This window comes from Polynucleobacter sp. TSB-Sco08W16 (assembly GCF_018687455.1).
Lineage (GTDB): Bacteria > Pseudomonadota > Gammaproteobacteria > Burkholderiales > Burkholderiaceae > Polynucleobacter.
In genome coordinates this window covers 1,630,677-1,645,040 of record NZ_CP061291.1, presented here as the reverse complement: position 1 = coordinate 1,645,040, position 14,364 = coordinate 1,630,677, and the positions used below count along the sequence as shown (strand labels likewise).

At 43.8% G+C, this 14,364-nt stretch carries 13 protein-coding genes and 1 pseudogene; 7 read left to right on the top strand and 7 right to left on the bottom strand.

Going from position 1 to position 14,364, the window contains the following annotated elements:
- The 3 genes from FD961_RS08190 (at position 1) to FD961_RS08180 (ending at position 3,413) form a co-directional block, all read left to right on the top strand.
- Positions 1 to 522: a pilin gene (locus FD961_RS08190; protein ID WP_215393421.1), complete on the top strand. Its 522-nt coding sequence runs from the start codon at positions 1 to 3 to the stop codon at positions 520 to 522.
- Between the two features lie 165 nt (positions 523 to 687).
- Positions 688 to 2,256, top strand: coding sequence for a tetratricopeptide repeat protein (locus FD961_RS08185; protein ID WP_215393420.1), 1,569 nt, complete (start codon positions 688 to 690; stop codon positions 2,254 to 2,256).
- Positions 2,257 to 2,426: 170 nt separating this feature from the next.
- Positions 2,427 to 3,413 (top strand): glycosyltransferase, encoded by a 987-nt coding sequence (locus tag FD961_RS08180; protein ID WP_215393419.1) that lies wholly within the window; start codon positions 2,427 to 2,429, stop codon positions 3,411 to 3,413.
- 5 nt (positions 3,414 to 3,418) lie between these two features.
- Here FD961_RS08180 and FD961_RS08175 read toward each other — a convergent pair.
- Positions 3,419 to 3,517, bottom strand: a pseudogene (locus FD961_RS08175) (cyclic pyranopterin monophosphate synthase MoaC); the annotation flags it as partial.
- 342 nt (positions 3,518 to 3,859) lie between these two features.
- On the opposite strand from FD961_RS08175, the gene FD961_RS08170 reads away from it, so the two are divergent.
- Complete coding sequence (locus FD961_RS08170) at positions 3,860 to 5,761, top strand: acyltransferase family protein (RefSeq protein ID WP_215393418.1); 1,902 nt, start codon at positions 3,860 to 3,862, stop codon at positions 5,759 to 5,761.
- A 213-nt stretch (positions 5,762 to 5,974) separates the two neighbouring features.
- Here the strand turns inward: FD961_RS08170 and moaC are convergent, their stop codons facing one another.
- On the bottom strand, positions 5,975 to 6,451 hold the full coding sequence (gene moaC / locus FD961_RS08165) for a cyclic pyranopterin monophosphate synthase MoaC (RefSeq protein ID WP_215393417.1): 477 nt from the start codon (positions 6,449 to 6,451) through the stop codon (positions 5,975 to 5,977).
- 23 nt (positions 6,452 to 6,474) lie between these two features.
- Here moaC and FD961_RS08160 point away from each other — a divergent pair, with 23 nt between their 5' ends.
- Positions 6,475 to 8,175, top strand: a complete 1,701-nt coding sequence (locus FD961_RS08160; RefSeq protein WP_215393416.1) for a M48 family metalloprotease — start codon at positions 6,475 to 6,477, stop codon at positions 8,173 to 8,175.
- Here the strand turns inward: FD961_RS08160 and FD961_RS08155 are convergent.
- Genes FD961_RS08155 through FD961_RS08135 form a run of 5 tightly spaced genes read right to left on the bottom strand, consistent with a single transcriptional unit; the run spans position 8,168 to position 11,458 of the window.
- Complete coding sequence (locus tag FD961_RS08155) at positions 8,168 to 8,785, bottom strand: DUF2946 family protein (protein ID WP_215393415.1); 618 nt, start codon at positions 8,783 to 8,785, stop codon at positions 8,168 to 8,170. The two genes, FD961_RS08160 and FD961_RS08155, sit on opposite strands and share 8 nt — an antisense overlap.
- A gap of 6 nt (positions 8,786 to 8,791) precedes the next feature.
- Complete coding sequence (locus FD961_RS08150) at positions 8,792 to 9,226, bottom strand: nuclear transport factor 2 family protein (protein ID WP_071466128.1); 435 nt, start codon at positions 9,224 to 9,226, stop codon at positions 8,792 to 8,794.
- 20 nt (positions 9,227 to 9,246) lie between these two features.
- Positions 9,247 to 10,281, bottom strand: a complete 1,035-nt coding sequence (waaF, locus tag FD961_RS08145) for a lipopolysaccharide heptosyltransferase II (protein WP_215393414.1) — start codon at positions 10,279 to 10,281, stop codon at positions 9,247 to 9,249.
- 46 nt (positions 10,282 to 10,327) lie between these two features.
- Positions 10,328 to 10,510 (bottom strand): zinc-finger domain-containing protein, encoded by a 183-nt coding sequence (locus FD961_RS08140; RefSeq protein WP_215393413.1) that lies wholly within the window; start codon positions 10,508 to 10,510, stop codon positions 10,328 to 10,330.
- A 24-nt stretch (positions 10,511 to 10,534) separates the two neighbouring features.
- Positions 10,535 to 11,458 carry a branched-chain amino acid transaminase gene (locus FD961_RS08135; RefSeq protein ID WP_071466126.1) on the bottom strand — a complete coding sequence of 308 codons (924 nt, stop codon included), beginning with the start codon at positions 11,456 to 11,458 and terminating at the stop codon, positions 10,535 to 10,537.
- Between the two features lie 209 nt (positions 11,459 to 11,667).
- On the opposite strand from FD961_RS08135, the gene FD961_RS08130 reads away from it, so the two are divergent.
- Entirely contained in the window at positions 11,668 to 12,879 is a 1,212-nt protein-coding gene (locus FD961_RS08130) for a phosphoglycerate kinase (protein WP_215393412.1), read from the top strand.
- Between the two features lie 2 nt (positions 12,880 to 12,881).
- On the top strand, positions 12,882 to 14,318 hold the full coding sequence (gene pyk, locus FD961_RS08125) for a pyruvate kinase (protein ID WP_215393411.1): 1,437 nt from the start codon (positions 12,882 to 12,884) through the stop codon (positions 14,316 to 14,318).
- Positions 14,319 to 14,364: the final 46 nt, after the last annotated feature.

Here is a 14,364-nt window from a genome sequence, read left to right as displayed (position 1 = left end):
ATGCAGAGTTCAAATAAAGACTACAAAATCAAAGACAACAATGAGCAACAGGCGGGATTTACACTAATTGAAGTGATGGTGGTGGTTGCCATTATTGGAATCTTGGTGGCGGTTGCGGTACCTCAGTATCAGGATTACATAGCTCGTAGTCGCGTTATAGAAGGCATGAATCTCTCTTCTAGCGCCAAGCTTGCGGTTACAGAAGCATTTGCTAGTCGCGGTACCGTACCAATGGATCAAGCCACCAATGGATCATTCACATTTACTCCGACACGAAGTGTAAAGTTGATTGAAGTGACTCCATCAGGAGCAATTGCCATCGACTACCAAATTAGCGTAGCACCCGAAGGAAAAAACACCTTACATCTGGTGCCAACAAATGAGCCTGATGCTAATTCTCCAAGACCAATTGATTTATCAAAACCAGAGGGTTCTTCTTGGGCTGGTGGCTGGTCATGCAGATCAACCGAGACCAATTTGATTTCCCAGTTATTGCCTTCGGAGTGCAGAATTAGTAAGTAAACCCTAGATTTTTCCGGGCCACATTTTGCAAGCTACCCCACTTTGTAATATCAAAAAGCATAAATGTTGAATTAGTTTCGATTTCTGGCTACGGATTAAAATGTGGAAGTGATGAGTAATCTTGAGGGCATCCCCCCTAGATTGCTAACTATAAAAATAAGAACTATGACTAACTTTGAATTAGCAAAAAAATATTTTTTAGATGGCTGTGTATTTTTGAAGGCTGAAAATTTTTCTCAAGCAGAATTCCATTTTAAAAAGTCACTGGAGCTTATGCCTAATAGAGCTTCGACTCTAACCAATTTGTCTGCAACACAATTAAAGCTGAAAAAATATTCTGAAGCTAAAGCTGCTGCGCAAAAAGCTATTTCAATTGAGTTCGGTAATAGTGAAGCGTATCTCAACTTGGGACTCATTGAAAAAGAATTTAATCATTATGAAGCAGCTGCTACTTTATTTGATAAAGCATTAAGTCTACAACCTGATTATGCAGAGGCATGGTCGAATAAAGGCAATGTACTGAATGAGCTAAAACGTTTTGAAGAGGCACTCTATCACCATGATAAGGCGCTGAGTCTAAGGCCTGATTACGTGGAGGGTTGGTCTAATAAAGGCGTTACGCTGCATGAGCTAAAACGTTTTGAAGAGGCTCTTAAGCACTATGATAAAGCGTTGAACCTAAGGCCTGATTACGTGGAGGGTTGGTCTAATAAAGGCGTTACCCTGCATGAGCTAAAACGTTTTGAAGAAGCTCTTCATCACTACGATAAGGCGCTGAGTCTAAAGTCCGACTACCATGATGCATCTTGGAACAAAAGTCTTTGTCTTCTCTTGGAGGGAAATTATGAAAAAGGTTTTCCACTTTATGAGAGAAGATGGGATTCTGAAAAGGTCAGCGAAGGTGCAGGTAAACGTTCCTTTAAAAAGCCTGTTTGGCTTGGGGTTGAGTCTCTTCAGGGGAAGACAATTCTGATTTATGGGGAGCAGGGGTTTGGCGATTTCATTCAGTTTTGCAGGTATGTCAAATTAGTTGCTGATTTAGGCGCCAAAATTATTTTGGAAGTTCCAGAGGCACTTGCTGGTCTGATGAGAAATTTGGAGGGGGTGTGGCAATTAGTTATTAAGGGCAATGAAATACCATTCTTTGATTATCAATGCCCACTTTTGAGTCTTCCGTTAGCATTTAAAACAACTATTTCTTCGATTCCTGCAGGCACCCCTTATCTGGCTGCAAATCCGAATAAGATTTCCGAATGGAAACAGAAATTAGGGGATAGAGTAGGGCGGCGCATCGGTTTGGTGTGGAGCAGTATGTCTAATTTTAAGGTTGACTCTCAAAGAAGTTTGAGGCTTGCTGATTTTATTGAAGCGCTTCCCTTGGAGGGGGCGGAATATATCTGCTTGCAAAAAGAGCTAAAAGACGGCGATAAAGAATTTTTTAAAAATTATAAGAACATTAAATTCTTTGGCGATGAATTAAAAGATTTTGAAGATACTGCGGCGCTTATTGAAAATGTTGATTTAGTTATTAGTACCTGCACTAGTGTTCCCCACTTAAGTGCAGCCCTTGGCAAGGAAACTTGGATTCTTTTGTCTCATGTCCCTGATTGGCGTTGGTTGTTGGATAGGGGGGATAGTCCATGGTATCCATCAGTAAAGTTGTATAGACAGAAAGCTATTGGCGACTGGAGTAGTGTGTTGCAAAAGATCAAATTAGACTTAGGTGTAAGGTAAGGTTTTGCGTCTACCCTCCATTTTTAAAAAAGATATTAAATCTGAGCACAGTTGGTGTTTCTAGCCAAAGCTACTTAGGTTGCGTTAAGAATAATATGTTGATACTTTAAGATAGCCTACTTAAGGATACCATTTATACATGGGTGCTAACTCTGAGGAATCATGTTTTCATGGAACTACAAAATCAATTTGATGTCGCTGTGGTTATACCAACCACTTTAAGGGACAGCCTTACTAAAAGTATCCACTCCATCTTCAATCAAAATTACAAAGGCAGTATTCAGATATTGGTTGGGATCGACTCTAAGATGGGAAAAATATCTCAATTAGATCTGCTGTTACAGCAATGCCCAAAAAATATGGCAATTACTATTTTAGATTTAGGGTATTCAACATCAGTAAGACATGGTGGGATCTACTCGAATAGATACAGTGGGGCCATTAGAACGATCTTAAGCTATGCCGCCAATAGTAAATATGTAGCCTATTTAGACGATGATGATTGGTGGCGTCAAGACCATATAGAAAAATTGATGAATGTTGTAGTTGGAAAAGCTTGGGCATTCTCATTGAGGTGGTTTGTTGATAAAAATACAGCCTGGCCAATTTGTAAGGATGAGTGGGATTCCCTTGGGCCGGGCAAAGGTATAAACCAAGAACGCTTTGGAGGATTTGTTAGTCCAAGTAATCTCATCTTAAGTAAAGATGCGTGCCATTTTATTTTTCCTTACTGGGCACTCTCGCCTTTTGAGGATGGCACAGGAGAAGATAGATTGATATTTGATGCCCTACTTAAGCTGAATAGTTATTCATCATCAGATGCATACACTTGTTTTTATGCGATTCCAAGTGATGTGCAAATGCATGAGCATCATAAAAAAGAGTTTGAACTTAGAGGGATTCAATGGCTTCATCAGCCATCAATATTAGATCAATTAAATTTTTTGGAAGCAAGGGTCAAAAGTGAACTTAAGAATGCAGTAGTACCGTCTGAAGAGCTATTAAAAAAATTACTAGCCATAAACCCATATTCTGTGAATGCCTTGATCGGATATATTCGCCTAGCTGAAATAAAAGATGATATTGCATCGAAAGATGCTTATTTAGAAAAGTTAAGAGACCTAATTGGGCCCGAACTTTTTTCATTGAATGATTAAGTCGACTAAATTGGATGACCACTCTTCTCAAGTAGCTTTACATCACCTATCACCATGCCACGGGCTACTGATTTGCACATGTCATAAATTGTGAGGAGGGCAACTTAGACTATGGTAAGAAACCCAGTAAAAAACGTATTAAGAAAAGCTAAATTTGATATGGCCAAACTTTGCATAGTTGAATTAATAAACAAGCGGAACCAAATTTGGCTACGAAAAAGAATAGCGTCGGAGTTGTATAGGACGGAATCCGTCCACATCCTAAATAATAGGGGCACCCCTTTATATTCTCTAGAAAATAAAACCCGCCATACCCCCACCTCCGTTTATTAATAGAATCCCATCCAGATAACCACTCCACTTTGTTTTGCTCAAACGAGAAGGTAATTACGGTATTTAAGGGCAACCAAAGGTTATCGTATCGCAAGCAATTATCATAACTACTTATGCCAAATCACACCCCTCAGTTACACCCCAAATACCGACCTGATATAGATGGACTTCGTGGCATAGCTATTTTGTCGGTTGTCATTTACCACGCTTTCCCACAATTATTGAATGGCGGCTTTATTGGGGTTGATATATTTTTTGTAATTTCTGGGTACCTAATTACCTCCATTATCACGTCAAATTTAAATCAATCCTCATTTAGCTTTATAGATTTTTACTGTAGAAGAATTGCGAGAATTTTTCCTTCTCTTATTGTGGTGCTGGTTTTTACCTATGCATGCGGGTGGTTGGGCTTTAGTGCGGCAGAATTTTCACAGCTTGGAAAGCATATAGCTTCGGGGGCTGGCTTTGTATCTAACTTGGTTTTGTGGCAAGAGGTTAGTTATTTTGATAATTCTGCCGAGACAAAGGCTCTATTACACCTTTGGTCTCTAGCTGTTGAAGAACAATTTTATCTTTTTTCCCCGCTCATTTTTTGGGTATGTAAAAAAAGGAATTTTTCATTTTCAAAAATTATAGTAGCCGGACTATTGCTATCGTTTTCTGCAAACATTTACTTTGCTAGCAACAATTTATCGACAGATTTTTATTCGCCATTATCGAGGATATGGGAGATTCTTTTTGGATCGATATTGAGTCAAATTGAAATTCAAAACCCAAGGAAAAAATTATTAAAATTCATAGAACCCATTTCATGGATGGGGGCAGTGTTGATTGTTGTCGGGCTAATTTTAATCAACACAAATAGAGAGTTTCCTGGTTGGTGGGCATTAATTCCAGTTATTGGGGCCGTTTCTTTGATTTTTTCTGAAAAGTCATGGTTGAATCGCAAGATATTATCTAATCCACTACTTGTATGGGTTGGATTGATTAGTTACCCGCTATATTTATGGCACTGGCCAGTACTTACCTTTTGGCGAATGAGCCACATTCAAGAGCCATCTGCACTCACCTACACTTTTCTGGTAACAGTTTCGATAATTTTGGCATGGACCACTTATAGGTGCATAGAAATACCACTTAAGCATGCCCCTTTAAAACTAAGAGCAACGTTACTGCTACTGGTAATGAGTTTGATAGGCTTTGCGGGATTTAATGTTTTTGACCGTGAGGGATACCCTTATAGGGCTGTTGCAAAGGATAAACTTAACTATCACTTAGATTCCGCTTATTGCCCATCTAATTGTCAAGATTTACCACTACAAAAAAATAATACAAAACCAATCATTTATCTTTGGGGTGATTCTCACGCTGGCCACCTATATGCAGGATTAAAGGCGCAGTCTGATTTGTTAGGATTCTACCTCTACGATGCGAGCAAGTCAGCATGTCCCCCATTGCTTTCATTTGGGCCGAGAGGCAAGAGGTCAGGAGCACTTGCTGAAAACAAAATTTGTATTGACCACAATAACTCAGTATTTGAATCCATTAAAAAAAATCAACCTGAAATGATCATCTTGGCTGCAAATTGGAGTCAATATGATGGGATAAATCAATGGAACAAATTAACTGATACGAGTATTCAGAATACTGTAACCGCTCTTAGGCAAATCGGAATCAAAAATATCACCCTAATAGGCAACTTCCCCGCATTTGAAATTTATCAGCCTAGATTGGCTGCAGCGTTATTTTCCGATGGCAAAGAGGCTAGAACCTATAAAAGGTTTAGTTTTTCAACCAGAGAGTCTGATATAAGAGTAATGGGCATCTCTAAAAATCTGGGAATCAATTTTATATCGCCTATGGATATTCTGTGTAATTCTGCAGGCTGTCTTCTTTCTAGCTCGAGCCAAGTTCTTACCCCAATTGGAATTGATGATTCTCATTTATCTAGAGAGGGTTCGATTTATTTTGTTAATGCTGCAGTACGTGAGAGAAGTCTTGTATTTCCCAGGTGAATGTCCCAGTATGATTTAGCTATTGATTTAATTGGTTTTTAGATGTTGTAAAAGCCAATTGATATGAATTGGATAAGATTAATTATGAATATCCTGGGGGCTGATCACGTCCTTGCCAGCGCCTGTTACTTATTTTTGTGAAGTGTTGCCACGATTTCTGCTCATCAGGGAGCGGAAATGAGTCTTATCTTTTGCTCTGCTAGTTAGCGACCGCTAGGTCGCCTTCCACTCTCCAGACTTACCACCACTCTTCTCTAGCAGCTTTGTATCGCTGATTACCATACCTCTATCAACGGCTTTGCACATGTCATAAATTGTGAGCAGGGCAACTTGGACTGCGGTGAGGGCCTCCATCTCTACTCCGGTTGGCCCAGTGGTTTCGGCCCTAACTTGGCAGGTAATGCTGCTAGTTTTTTCCTCTAACTGAAACTCAAGGCTAACGTGAGTTAGCGAGAGTGGGTGGCAAAGGGGGATTAGATCTGCAGTTCTCTTAGACGCTTGGATGCCTGCAATACGGGCAATTCCAAGAACATCTCCCTTCTTCTGAGTGCCTACTTCAACCATTTTGAAGGTTTCTGGGAGCATCGTAATCTTGCCAGTAGCAATAGCTACACGGTGGGTATTAGGCTTATCTCCAACGTTTACCATGTGGGCTTGCCCACTACTATCAAAATGAGTTAGTTTGTTCATAGGATAAGTTTTACCATATAGGGATGCAAGACATAAAGTCATCCAAAAAAACACCTGTATTTAAGCGTGCTTTGGCATTTTTGCTAGCGCTATCCCTGGAAGTTTCTGGGGCTGGTGTAATTATTGCCGCGCCGGCTGTGGGTGATGTATTGGTAGAGGGAAATTCTGCCGCCATTCAGAATATTGGTCGAGCGATGCAGTCTCCCGATGCTCGTCCTGCTAATGCCCCGACTCGCAATAATATTCAAACTCAGCCTAATATTATTTTGCCGGATATGGGCGATCCGGGTGGCGATGCTTTAAGCCGCATTGATGAGCGTAAGTATGGTGAGCTGATCATGCGCGAGATTCGGCCCGATCCGGATTACTCCAATGACTTGCCGCTATATGATTACCTGAATCAAATGGAGCGACGCCTCATTCAGACTGCTAAAAAATTGCAACTTGGCGGTGCTAATGAACAGGGTAGTGGTGCCTATAACTTTGAAATATTTGCCGTTAAAGATTCCAGTATTAATGCATTCGCATTGCCGGGTGGCTTCATTGGTTTTCATACTGGCTTGATTGTGGATGCAGAAACAGATTCTGAAGTGGCTTCTGTGATGGGTCATGAAACTGGACACGTTTTGCAGCGTCACCTTGCCCGTCAGATGGATAGGCAGACCACTAATACTATGATTGCACTAGCTGGGATGGTGCTTGGTGCTTTGGCAATGTCACGCAACCCTCAGGCGGCTGGTGGCTTGATGCAGGGTGGCCAAGCCGCAGCAATCAATAATCAACTTTCCTATTCGAGGGATGCTGAGCGTGAGGCTGATCGTGTAGGCTTTCAGATTCTCAATGCAAGTGGCTACGACGTCAATGGCGCACCAGATTTTTTCCAGCGCCTACAAAAAATCACTGGAATTATGGATAAGGGTGTGCCAACCTATGTGCGCTCTCACCCATTAACTACCGACCGTATTGCTGACATGCAAGACCGAGTTCGTAGTGTGCCTCAGCATAATGTACCCGCAACTTCTGAATTCTTTTTCATTAAAGCCCGCGCAAGGATGGAACAGGCTGGTACATCAAGTGGTATTTATGACCTCAAGAATGTATTTGAAAGTTTGAGTAAACAAGCCCCCATTGGAAAGCAGATGGAGGGATTCTATGGTTTGGCACTCATTGCACAACGACAGGGCAAGATAGATGTGGCTGAGGCCAATTTACAGCAGGCCCGCAATTTATCCCAGAAATATAGTTCGACTGGCTCATCGGGTCAGCGTCAGAGTCTTTCCTTGGACATCACCTCTTCGGAGCTTGCGCTAGCTAAAGGCAAGAATGATGAAGCTTTACAAATTGCCCAGTCTGCTTTGCGAGCATATCCCCAGTCTTATGCCGCCGCTGTAGCAATGGTGAATGCAGAATTGAGGCTGGGAAAAACAAACGATGCTATTGCTTGGCTAAAGGCTCGCACTAAAGCCCAGCCAAATGAGGTGATTTGGTGGAGCCTACTTTCTAAGGCATATGATCAAGCTAATAATGTGCCAATGCGTCACTATGCCCTCGGTGAAAAATATGCGCTTGAGGGAGCTTGGCCCTCTGCTTTGGAGCAGATGAGAATTGCTAGAGCTGCAGCAGGCTCTGATTTTTATCAAGGCTCAACGATTGATGCTCGTCTGAGAGAAATGCAAAGGCAGTACAACGACGAGCTGAAAGAGAAAAAGCAGCTACCTAGTTAGCCTGTGGTTTCTGGATAAAGCCAAATCGTTTGCCTAATTCTTGTGAGTGAATAGGGTCTAGAGGCAGTTGCTCACCATGCCAATTCCACGATCCACCAAAGCTACAAGCTGCTTCATGAAATTTGGCTAACTCGGAGAATTGGTCTAAGTCATGATCATGCAAGAGGGCAATACCTTCGCAATCCTCAACCTCAAATTGATTGGCGTGCAAATCTTTGTAAACCGTCTGTTGAAGTAATCCAACAATATAAATATTGCCATGCTCATCGCTAAGGGCGGCGCTTGGTTTGATTTCACCTTGGCATTGGGTAATCAATTTCGAGCCCCGTTCGCTCGGGGTCATGCGAACTATCCAGGGTGTTGCCGCTAGCGTGATAAATACTCGCTGAGGACCATTTTGAAAAAAGAACCTTCCCGATGTGTCGCTAGCGTAATTACGGGAAATAAATTCATTTAAAGAAACATGTTTAATTACCTGGCCGGGCAATTGATTCTGTTGAGCAAACTCATCACACATACGCCATTGACCCCTGCGATCTAAGGCAAGCCAGCCATAGCAATCTGGCACATTTGGCCATTTAATGAGTGAGCGCAGTACTTGCTCATCCATCTTGAATTAATGTAAGCCGTGAGGTGTTGACGGTGCGTCAAAAGTGTCGTCTGTCGAGCGACTGGCGTGAAGGTGGGCAATACGCCAACCCTGACTATCTTGTAGGAGTACTAGGGTAATGTTGAGAAAAAATTCTGCCTCAACTTGATCCGCTCTTAGATGAACAGCTTCAGTTGTGTCATATACAGCAGCGCCTAGAATAGAGTGACTAATGCAAGCAATTGGTTCTAAAAATAAGGCTTGCTTTGACAGTAGCCTTTCTAGGCCCTCCCGAATCTCTGCATGACCACTGAGGCGATGACCCTCAGGTAGTACGCAAGTAATAGAATCATCATCTAGCCAAATATCTAAGGCACCTTTGACGTCACGATGCTTTAACGCATCACGCCAAGCCTCAACTACATCATCTGCGTTGTGAAAGAGTCTGGCTAGTTTGGTCATGGCTCACGATTCCTAAGGATTTATTGCAATGTATTGAGTGTAGCCAAAACTTGCTGCGGGAGGATGTCATTAAGGCATCGTAAGTGACCCAATGGGCATATCTTCTGATGACATGGGCTGCAGGGCAGATTTAGCCAGATTACCTTAGCCTTGTCTGATAGGGGCGGGGTATGTGCCGGATCGCTTGATCCAAATATGGCCACTTGAGGAGTTTGAAGGGCAGCAGCAATATGCATCAATCCAGAGTCGTTACTCACCACAGCGCTGGCCATGCCAATGAGGGCAATGGCTTCATCCAGGGTGGTATCGCCACACCAGTTAGATATGTTTGGGAGTTGCTTTGCCTGAGAGGCAATATCCTCGGCAATACTGTGATCGCCTTTACCGCCCAAGAGGATGATGTGAGCTTTTGAATTTTGTTCGACAAGACTTTGAGCAAGTTTTGCAAAGTGCGCAACAGGCCAGCGTTTTGTTGGTCCATATTCAGCTCCAGGACAAAATACAAAAATAGAAGCGGTGTTAATGTTGGCGACAGCTAATTTATTTTCTACAGATTGCTTTGCAATAGGCGATATATTAAGTTGGGGTGTTATAGAGTTGTAAAACTCTTGTTCACCATCTTTCAAAAGATTACCTAGAGCGAGATAGTGCTCAACCATTGGTGGGCGATTAACTTTGCTTGGATTCTTAAGCGATAAGTTGATTAAGCCAAAACGAAACTCACCACGATAGCCAATCCGAAATGGGATATTGGCCAGCCAAGGAATAAGGGCAGATTTAAAGCTATTAGGCAGAACAAAGCAGGCTTGATAGTTTTTCAACGTAAGCTCTTTAGCTAACTGCTTTCTTAAGCCCCATTGCAACTGTTTGTGCTCGAATTTTGCTTCAATAACTTCATTGACCTCATTGCAAGCACGATAAATAGGTGCCACCCAAGTGCTGGCAAGCACATCGATATTTGCTTTTGGATATTGAGTCTTGAGGTTTGCCAATAATGGCTGGGTCATGACGGCATCCCCAATCCAGTTTGGGGCGATGATCAGAATACTTTTCATGAGATGTATCCCGACTCAGCGCCCCGCGGAGAGGCGCTGATGAGGCTTAGTGTCCGTGCGGCTCAGTGCCAGGAATCAGTTTGTACTCAGCGCCACAGTATGGGCACTTCGCTTCCCCGGTTTTAATAATGTCTAAAAATACCCGTGGATGTGAATTCCACGCGGGGGTGTTGTTGGTGGGGCAATGCAATGGTAGATCTTTGCCATTCACCATAGTTGCTTGAGTCATATTCTGCTTCCTGATTGCTAAATATTATTTAACGTAAGTGAGCCACGCTTTGTATTGATCACTTCTACCGTACACCGCATCAAAATACGTCTTTTGAATTTTTTCGGTGATTGGACCACGCTTACCATCGCCAATCGTACGGTCATCTAATTCACGAATTGGAGTCACTTCAGCAGCAGTACCGGTAAAGAAGGCTTCATCGGCTGAATAGACTTCATCACGAGTTAAGCGTTTTTCGCGAACTTCGTAGCCGAGATCTTTTGCAATCTGAATCACGGAGTCACGGGTAATGCCATCTAAGCAAGATGCGAGATCTGGCGTATAGACAATGCCGTTGCGAACCATAAAGAGGTTTTCGCCAGAGCCTTCGGACACATAGCCTTCGGTATCGAGTAATAAAGCTTCGTCATATCCATTGGCGGTGACTTCTTGGTTAGCCAAAATGGAGTTGATGTAGTAGCCAGAAGCTTTCGCGCGAACCAACGAAGAGTTCACAAAGTGACGGGTAAATGAAGAGGTCTTTACGCGAATACCTTTATTGAGGCCATCTTCACCCAAATAAGCACCCCATTCCCATGCCGCAATGGCAGTATGAATGGTGTTGCCCTTAGGGGAGATCCCCAGCTTTTGGGAGCCAATGAAGATGATTGGGCGGATATAGCAAGCTTCCAGCTTGTTGCTGTTAACCACATCCACAATCCCCTTTGTGATCTCTTCTGGGCTGTAAGGCATATTCATTTGGAAGATCTTGGTGCCGTTAAAGAGGCGCTTAACGTGCTCTGGGAGGCGGAAAATAGCCGTGCCTTGAGGGGTTTTGTAGGCACGGATGCCTTCAAATACGCCCATTCCGTAGTGGAGACTATGGGTCAGGACGTGAACATTGGCCTCGCGCCAAGGAATCAGCTTCCCATCGGACCAAATAAAGCCATCGCGGTCGGACATCGACATTTTTTCTACCTTTTGTGTCTGTTAACTATCTGTAATAGTGAATTAATGGGGCGCCAGGCCAAGGGGTTTGAGCTTTCTTGACTCAAGGCGCGTCCAAGCCCCTATTGTAGAGCAGGCGGTGGAGTCTGTTATGGAGGTCCTTTGGGGTCTCGGAGCTAGACGATTTAGAATGGAGTATTCCCTTTAAACCTCCATATTTAGCCTATCTCATGCCGGAATCCTTATTTAAAGTTAAGCGTCTAAGCGAATTAGCCGAAGCAGGCCTATTAAAGGGTAAGCGGGTCTTTATCCGTGCCGACCTTAATGTTCCCCAAGATGAGTCTGGAAACATTACCGAAGACACTCGCATTCGTGCGTCGATGCCTGCGGTGCAGATGTGTTTGGATGCGGGTGCTGCCGTGATGGTTACTTCTCATCTGGGCCGCCCAACGGAGGGTGAATTTAAGCCTGAGGATAGTTTGGCGCCTGTTGCAGATCGCATTGCTACTTTGCTCAATCGCAAGGTTCCTCTAATTAGCGATTGGGTGAATGGTGGCTTCGAGGTTAATCCAGGTGAAGTTGTTCTTCTAGAAAACTGCCGCTTAAATATTGGTGAGAAAAAGAACAGTGATGAGTTGGCAAAAAAGATTGCTGCTCTATGTGATGTTTATGTGAATGATGCATTTGGTACGGCACATCGTGCTGAAGCAACCACCAATGGTGTTGCGAAGTTTGCGCCAATTGCATGTGCTGGTCCTTTAATGGCTGCAGAGTTAGATGCCTTAAGTCGCGCGTTAGCAAGTCCGAAGCGCCCACTTGTAGCTATTGTTGCAGGCTCAAAAGTTTCTTCTAAGCTAACCATTCTGAAAGCGCTCTCTGAAAAGGTTGATGAGCTGATTGTTGGCGGCGGCATTGCTAATACCTTTATGTTGGCTAAGGGTTTGCCAATCGGCAAGTCTCTTGCTGAGCCAGACCTAGTAGATGAAGCTCGAGAAATTATGGAGCTCATGGAAAAGCGCGGTGCTCATGTTCCTATTCCGGAAGACGTTGTGGTTGCAAATGAACTCTCTCCGTTGGCTCGCGCTAACCGTGTGCCCGCCGATCAAGTTGCTGAAGACGACATGATTTTGGATATTGGGCCTAAGACTGCTGCGCGTTTATCTATCATGCTTGCGCATGCCGGCACGATTGTTTGGAATGGCCCGCTGGGCGTATTTGAAATCGATCAATTTGGCGGTGGCACCAAAATGCTGGCTGCAGCAATCGCTCACTCTCCCGCATTCTCGATTGCTGGCGGCGGCGATACATTAGCAGCGATTGCGAAGTATGGCATCGAAAATCAAGTGGATTACATCTCAACTGGGGGCGGCGCTTTCTTGGAATTCCTTGAAGGTAAAACCTTGCCAGCCTTTGCAGTGCTTGCCGAACGGGCGAAAGATTAAATATGCTTAGAGCAACCAAAATCATTGCTACTTTGGGGCCTGCATCAGAAAAGCCTGAAGTATTACGTGACATGATTCGTGCAGGTGTTGATGTGGTGCGCATGAACTTTTCGCATGGCACAGTAGCGGATCACAAAGCACGCCATGATTTAGTGCGCAGCATTTCTGCTGAAGCTGGTAAAGAAGTTGGCATCATGGCCGATCTTCAGGGTCCAAAAATTCGTGTTGGCAAGTTTGCTGACAGTAAGATTTTGCTCCAAGAGGGTGAGAAATTTATTCTTGATGTGGCTTGTGAGTTAGGTAATCAAGGTCGCGTAGGGCTTGATTACAAAGAGTTGCCTAACGATGTCAAACCAGGCGATCGTCTTTTGTTAAATGATGGCTTAGTGGTGCTACGTGTTGAAAGCGTTAAAGGTGGGGAAATCTTCACCCTTGTTGAGCAGGGCGGCCCACTTTCTAATAACAAAGGAATCAACCGAGCCGGTGGGGGTTTGACTGCACCTGCATTGACTGAAAAAGACATCGCTGACTTAGATGCAGCAATCGCAATGGGGGTTGATTTTCTGGCAATTAGTTTCCCAAAAGATGGCGCTGATATGGCATATGCTCGCAAGTTAGCAGATGCTGCTAGCGCCAAGTATGGTGTTGGCAAAGTAAGAACGATCGCCAAAGTAGAGCGTGCTGAAGCTATTGAACCTGAAGCCCTCAAGAGCATTATTGCTGAGAGTGACGGCATTATGGTTGCTCGCGGGGATCTTGCCATTGAGGTTGGCAATGCTGCCGTACCAGCATTGCAAAAACGGATGATTGCTTGGGCGCGTGAGGCGGATAAATTCACAATCACTGCAACGCAAATGATGGAGTCGATGATTAATGCTCCAGTGCCAACGCGTGCAGAGGTGAGTGACGTGGCTAATGCAGTCCTGGATGGCACTGATGCGGTAATGCTATCTGCAGAATCCGCTGCCGGTATGTACCCAGTTCAGACTATCAAGGCGATGGCAGAGATTTGTGTTGAAGCTGAGAAATCAGATCGCGTGAAGTTGGATACCGATTTCTTAGACCAAACATTTACCCGCATTGATCAAACGATTGCCTTGGGCGCCTTGTTTACTGCTCACCATTTGAATGCAGATGCCATTGCGGCCTTAACGGACTCTGGTTCAACTGCAATCTGGATGAGTCGCCACAATATTCATGTGCCGATCTTTGCCTTAACTTCAAAGATAGCTACCCAGCGTGCTTTAAGCACATACCGCAATGTCACGCCCATTGGCCTGGATTACACCAAAGATCGTGATACTGCATTGCAAGAGGTAGAGGCCTGCCTAAAGAAACTGGGTGCAGTCAAAAAAGGCAATACCGTAGTATTAACTTCCGGAGAGCCAATGGGCGAACCTGGCGGCACTAATACTCTCAAGATTATTCAGGTGAAGTAAACCTGCTTCGATATTTAGAAATTGAATTACAACCTTAAACACTCAA

Bases quoted from the DNA above. Each gene is read 5' to 3' on its own strand.
- FD961_RS08190 (WP_215393421.1), top strand. From the start codon at position 1: ATGCAGAGTTCAAATAAAGACTACAAAATCAAAGACAACAATGAGCAA.
- FD961_RS08185 (WP_215393420.1), top strand. From the start codon at position 688: ATGACTAACTTTGAATTAGCAAAAAAATATTTTTTAGATGGCTGTGTA.
- FD961_RS08180 (WP_215393419.1), top strand. From the start codon at position 2,427: ATGGAACTACAAAATCAATTTGATGTCGCTGTGGTTATACCAACCACT.
- FD961_RS08170 (WP_215393418.1), top strand. From the start codon at position 3,860: ATGCCAAATCACACCCCTCAGTTACACCCCAAATACCGACCTGATATA.
- moaC (WP_215393417.1), bottom strand. From the start codon at position 6,451: ATGAACAAACTAACTCATTTTGATAGTAGTGGGCAAGCCCACATGGTA.
- FD961_RS08160 (WP_215393416.1), top strand. From the start codon at position 6,475: ATGCAAGACATAAAGTCATCCAAAAAAACACCTGTATTTAAGCGTGCT.
- FD961_RS08155 (WP_215393415.1), bottom strand. From the start codon at position 8,785: ATGGATGAGCAAGTACTGCGCTCACTCATTAAATGGCCAAATGTGCCA.
- FD961_RS08150 (WP_071466128.1), bottom strand. From the start codon at position 9,226: ATGACCAAACTAGCCAGACTCTTTCACAACGCAGATGATGTAGTTGAG.
- waaF (WP_215393414.1), bottom strand. From the start codon at position 10,281: ATGAAAAGTATTCTGATCATCGCCCCAAACTGGATTGGGGATGCCGTC.
- FD961_RS08140 (WP_215393413.1), bottom strand. From the start codon at position 10,510: ATGACTCAAGCAACTATGGTGAATGGCAAAGATCTACCATTGCATTGC.
- FD961_RS08135 (WP_071466126.1), bottom strand. From the start codon at position 11,458: ATGTCGATGTCCGACCGCGATGGCTTTATTTGGTCCGATGGGAAGCTG.
- FD961_RS08130 (WP_215393412.1), top strand. From the start codon at position 11,668: ATGCCGGAATCCTTATTTAAAGTTAAGCGTCTAAGCGAATTAGCCGAA.
- pyk (WP_215393411.1), top strand. From the start codon at position 12,882: ATGCTTAGAGCAACCAAAATCATTGCTACTTTGGGGCCTGCATCAGAA.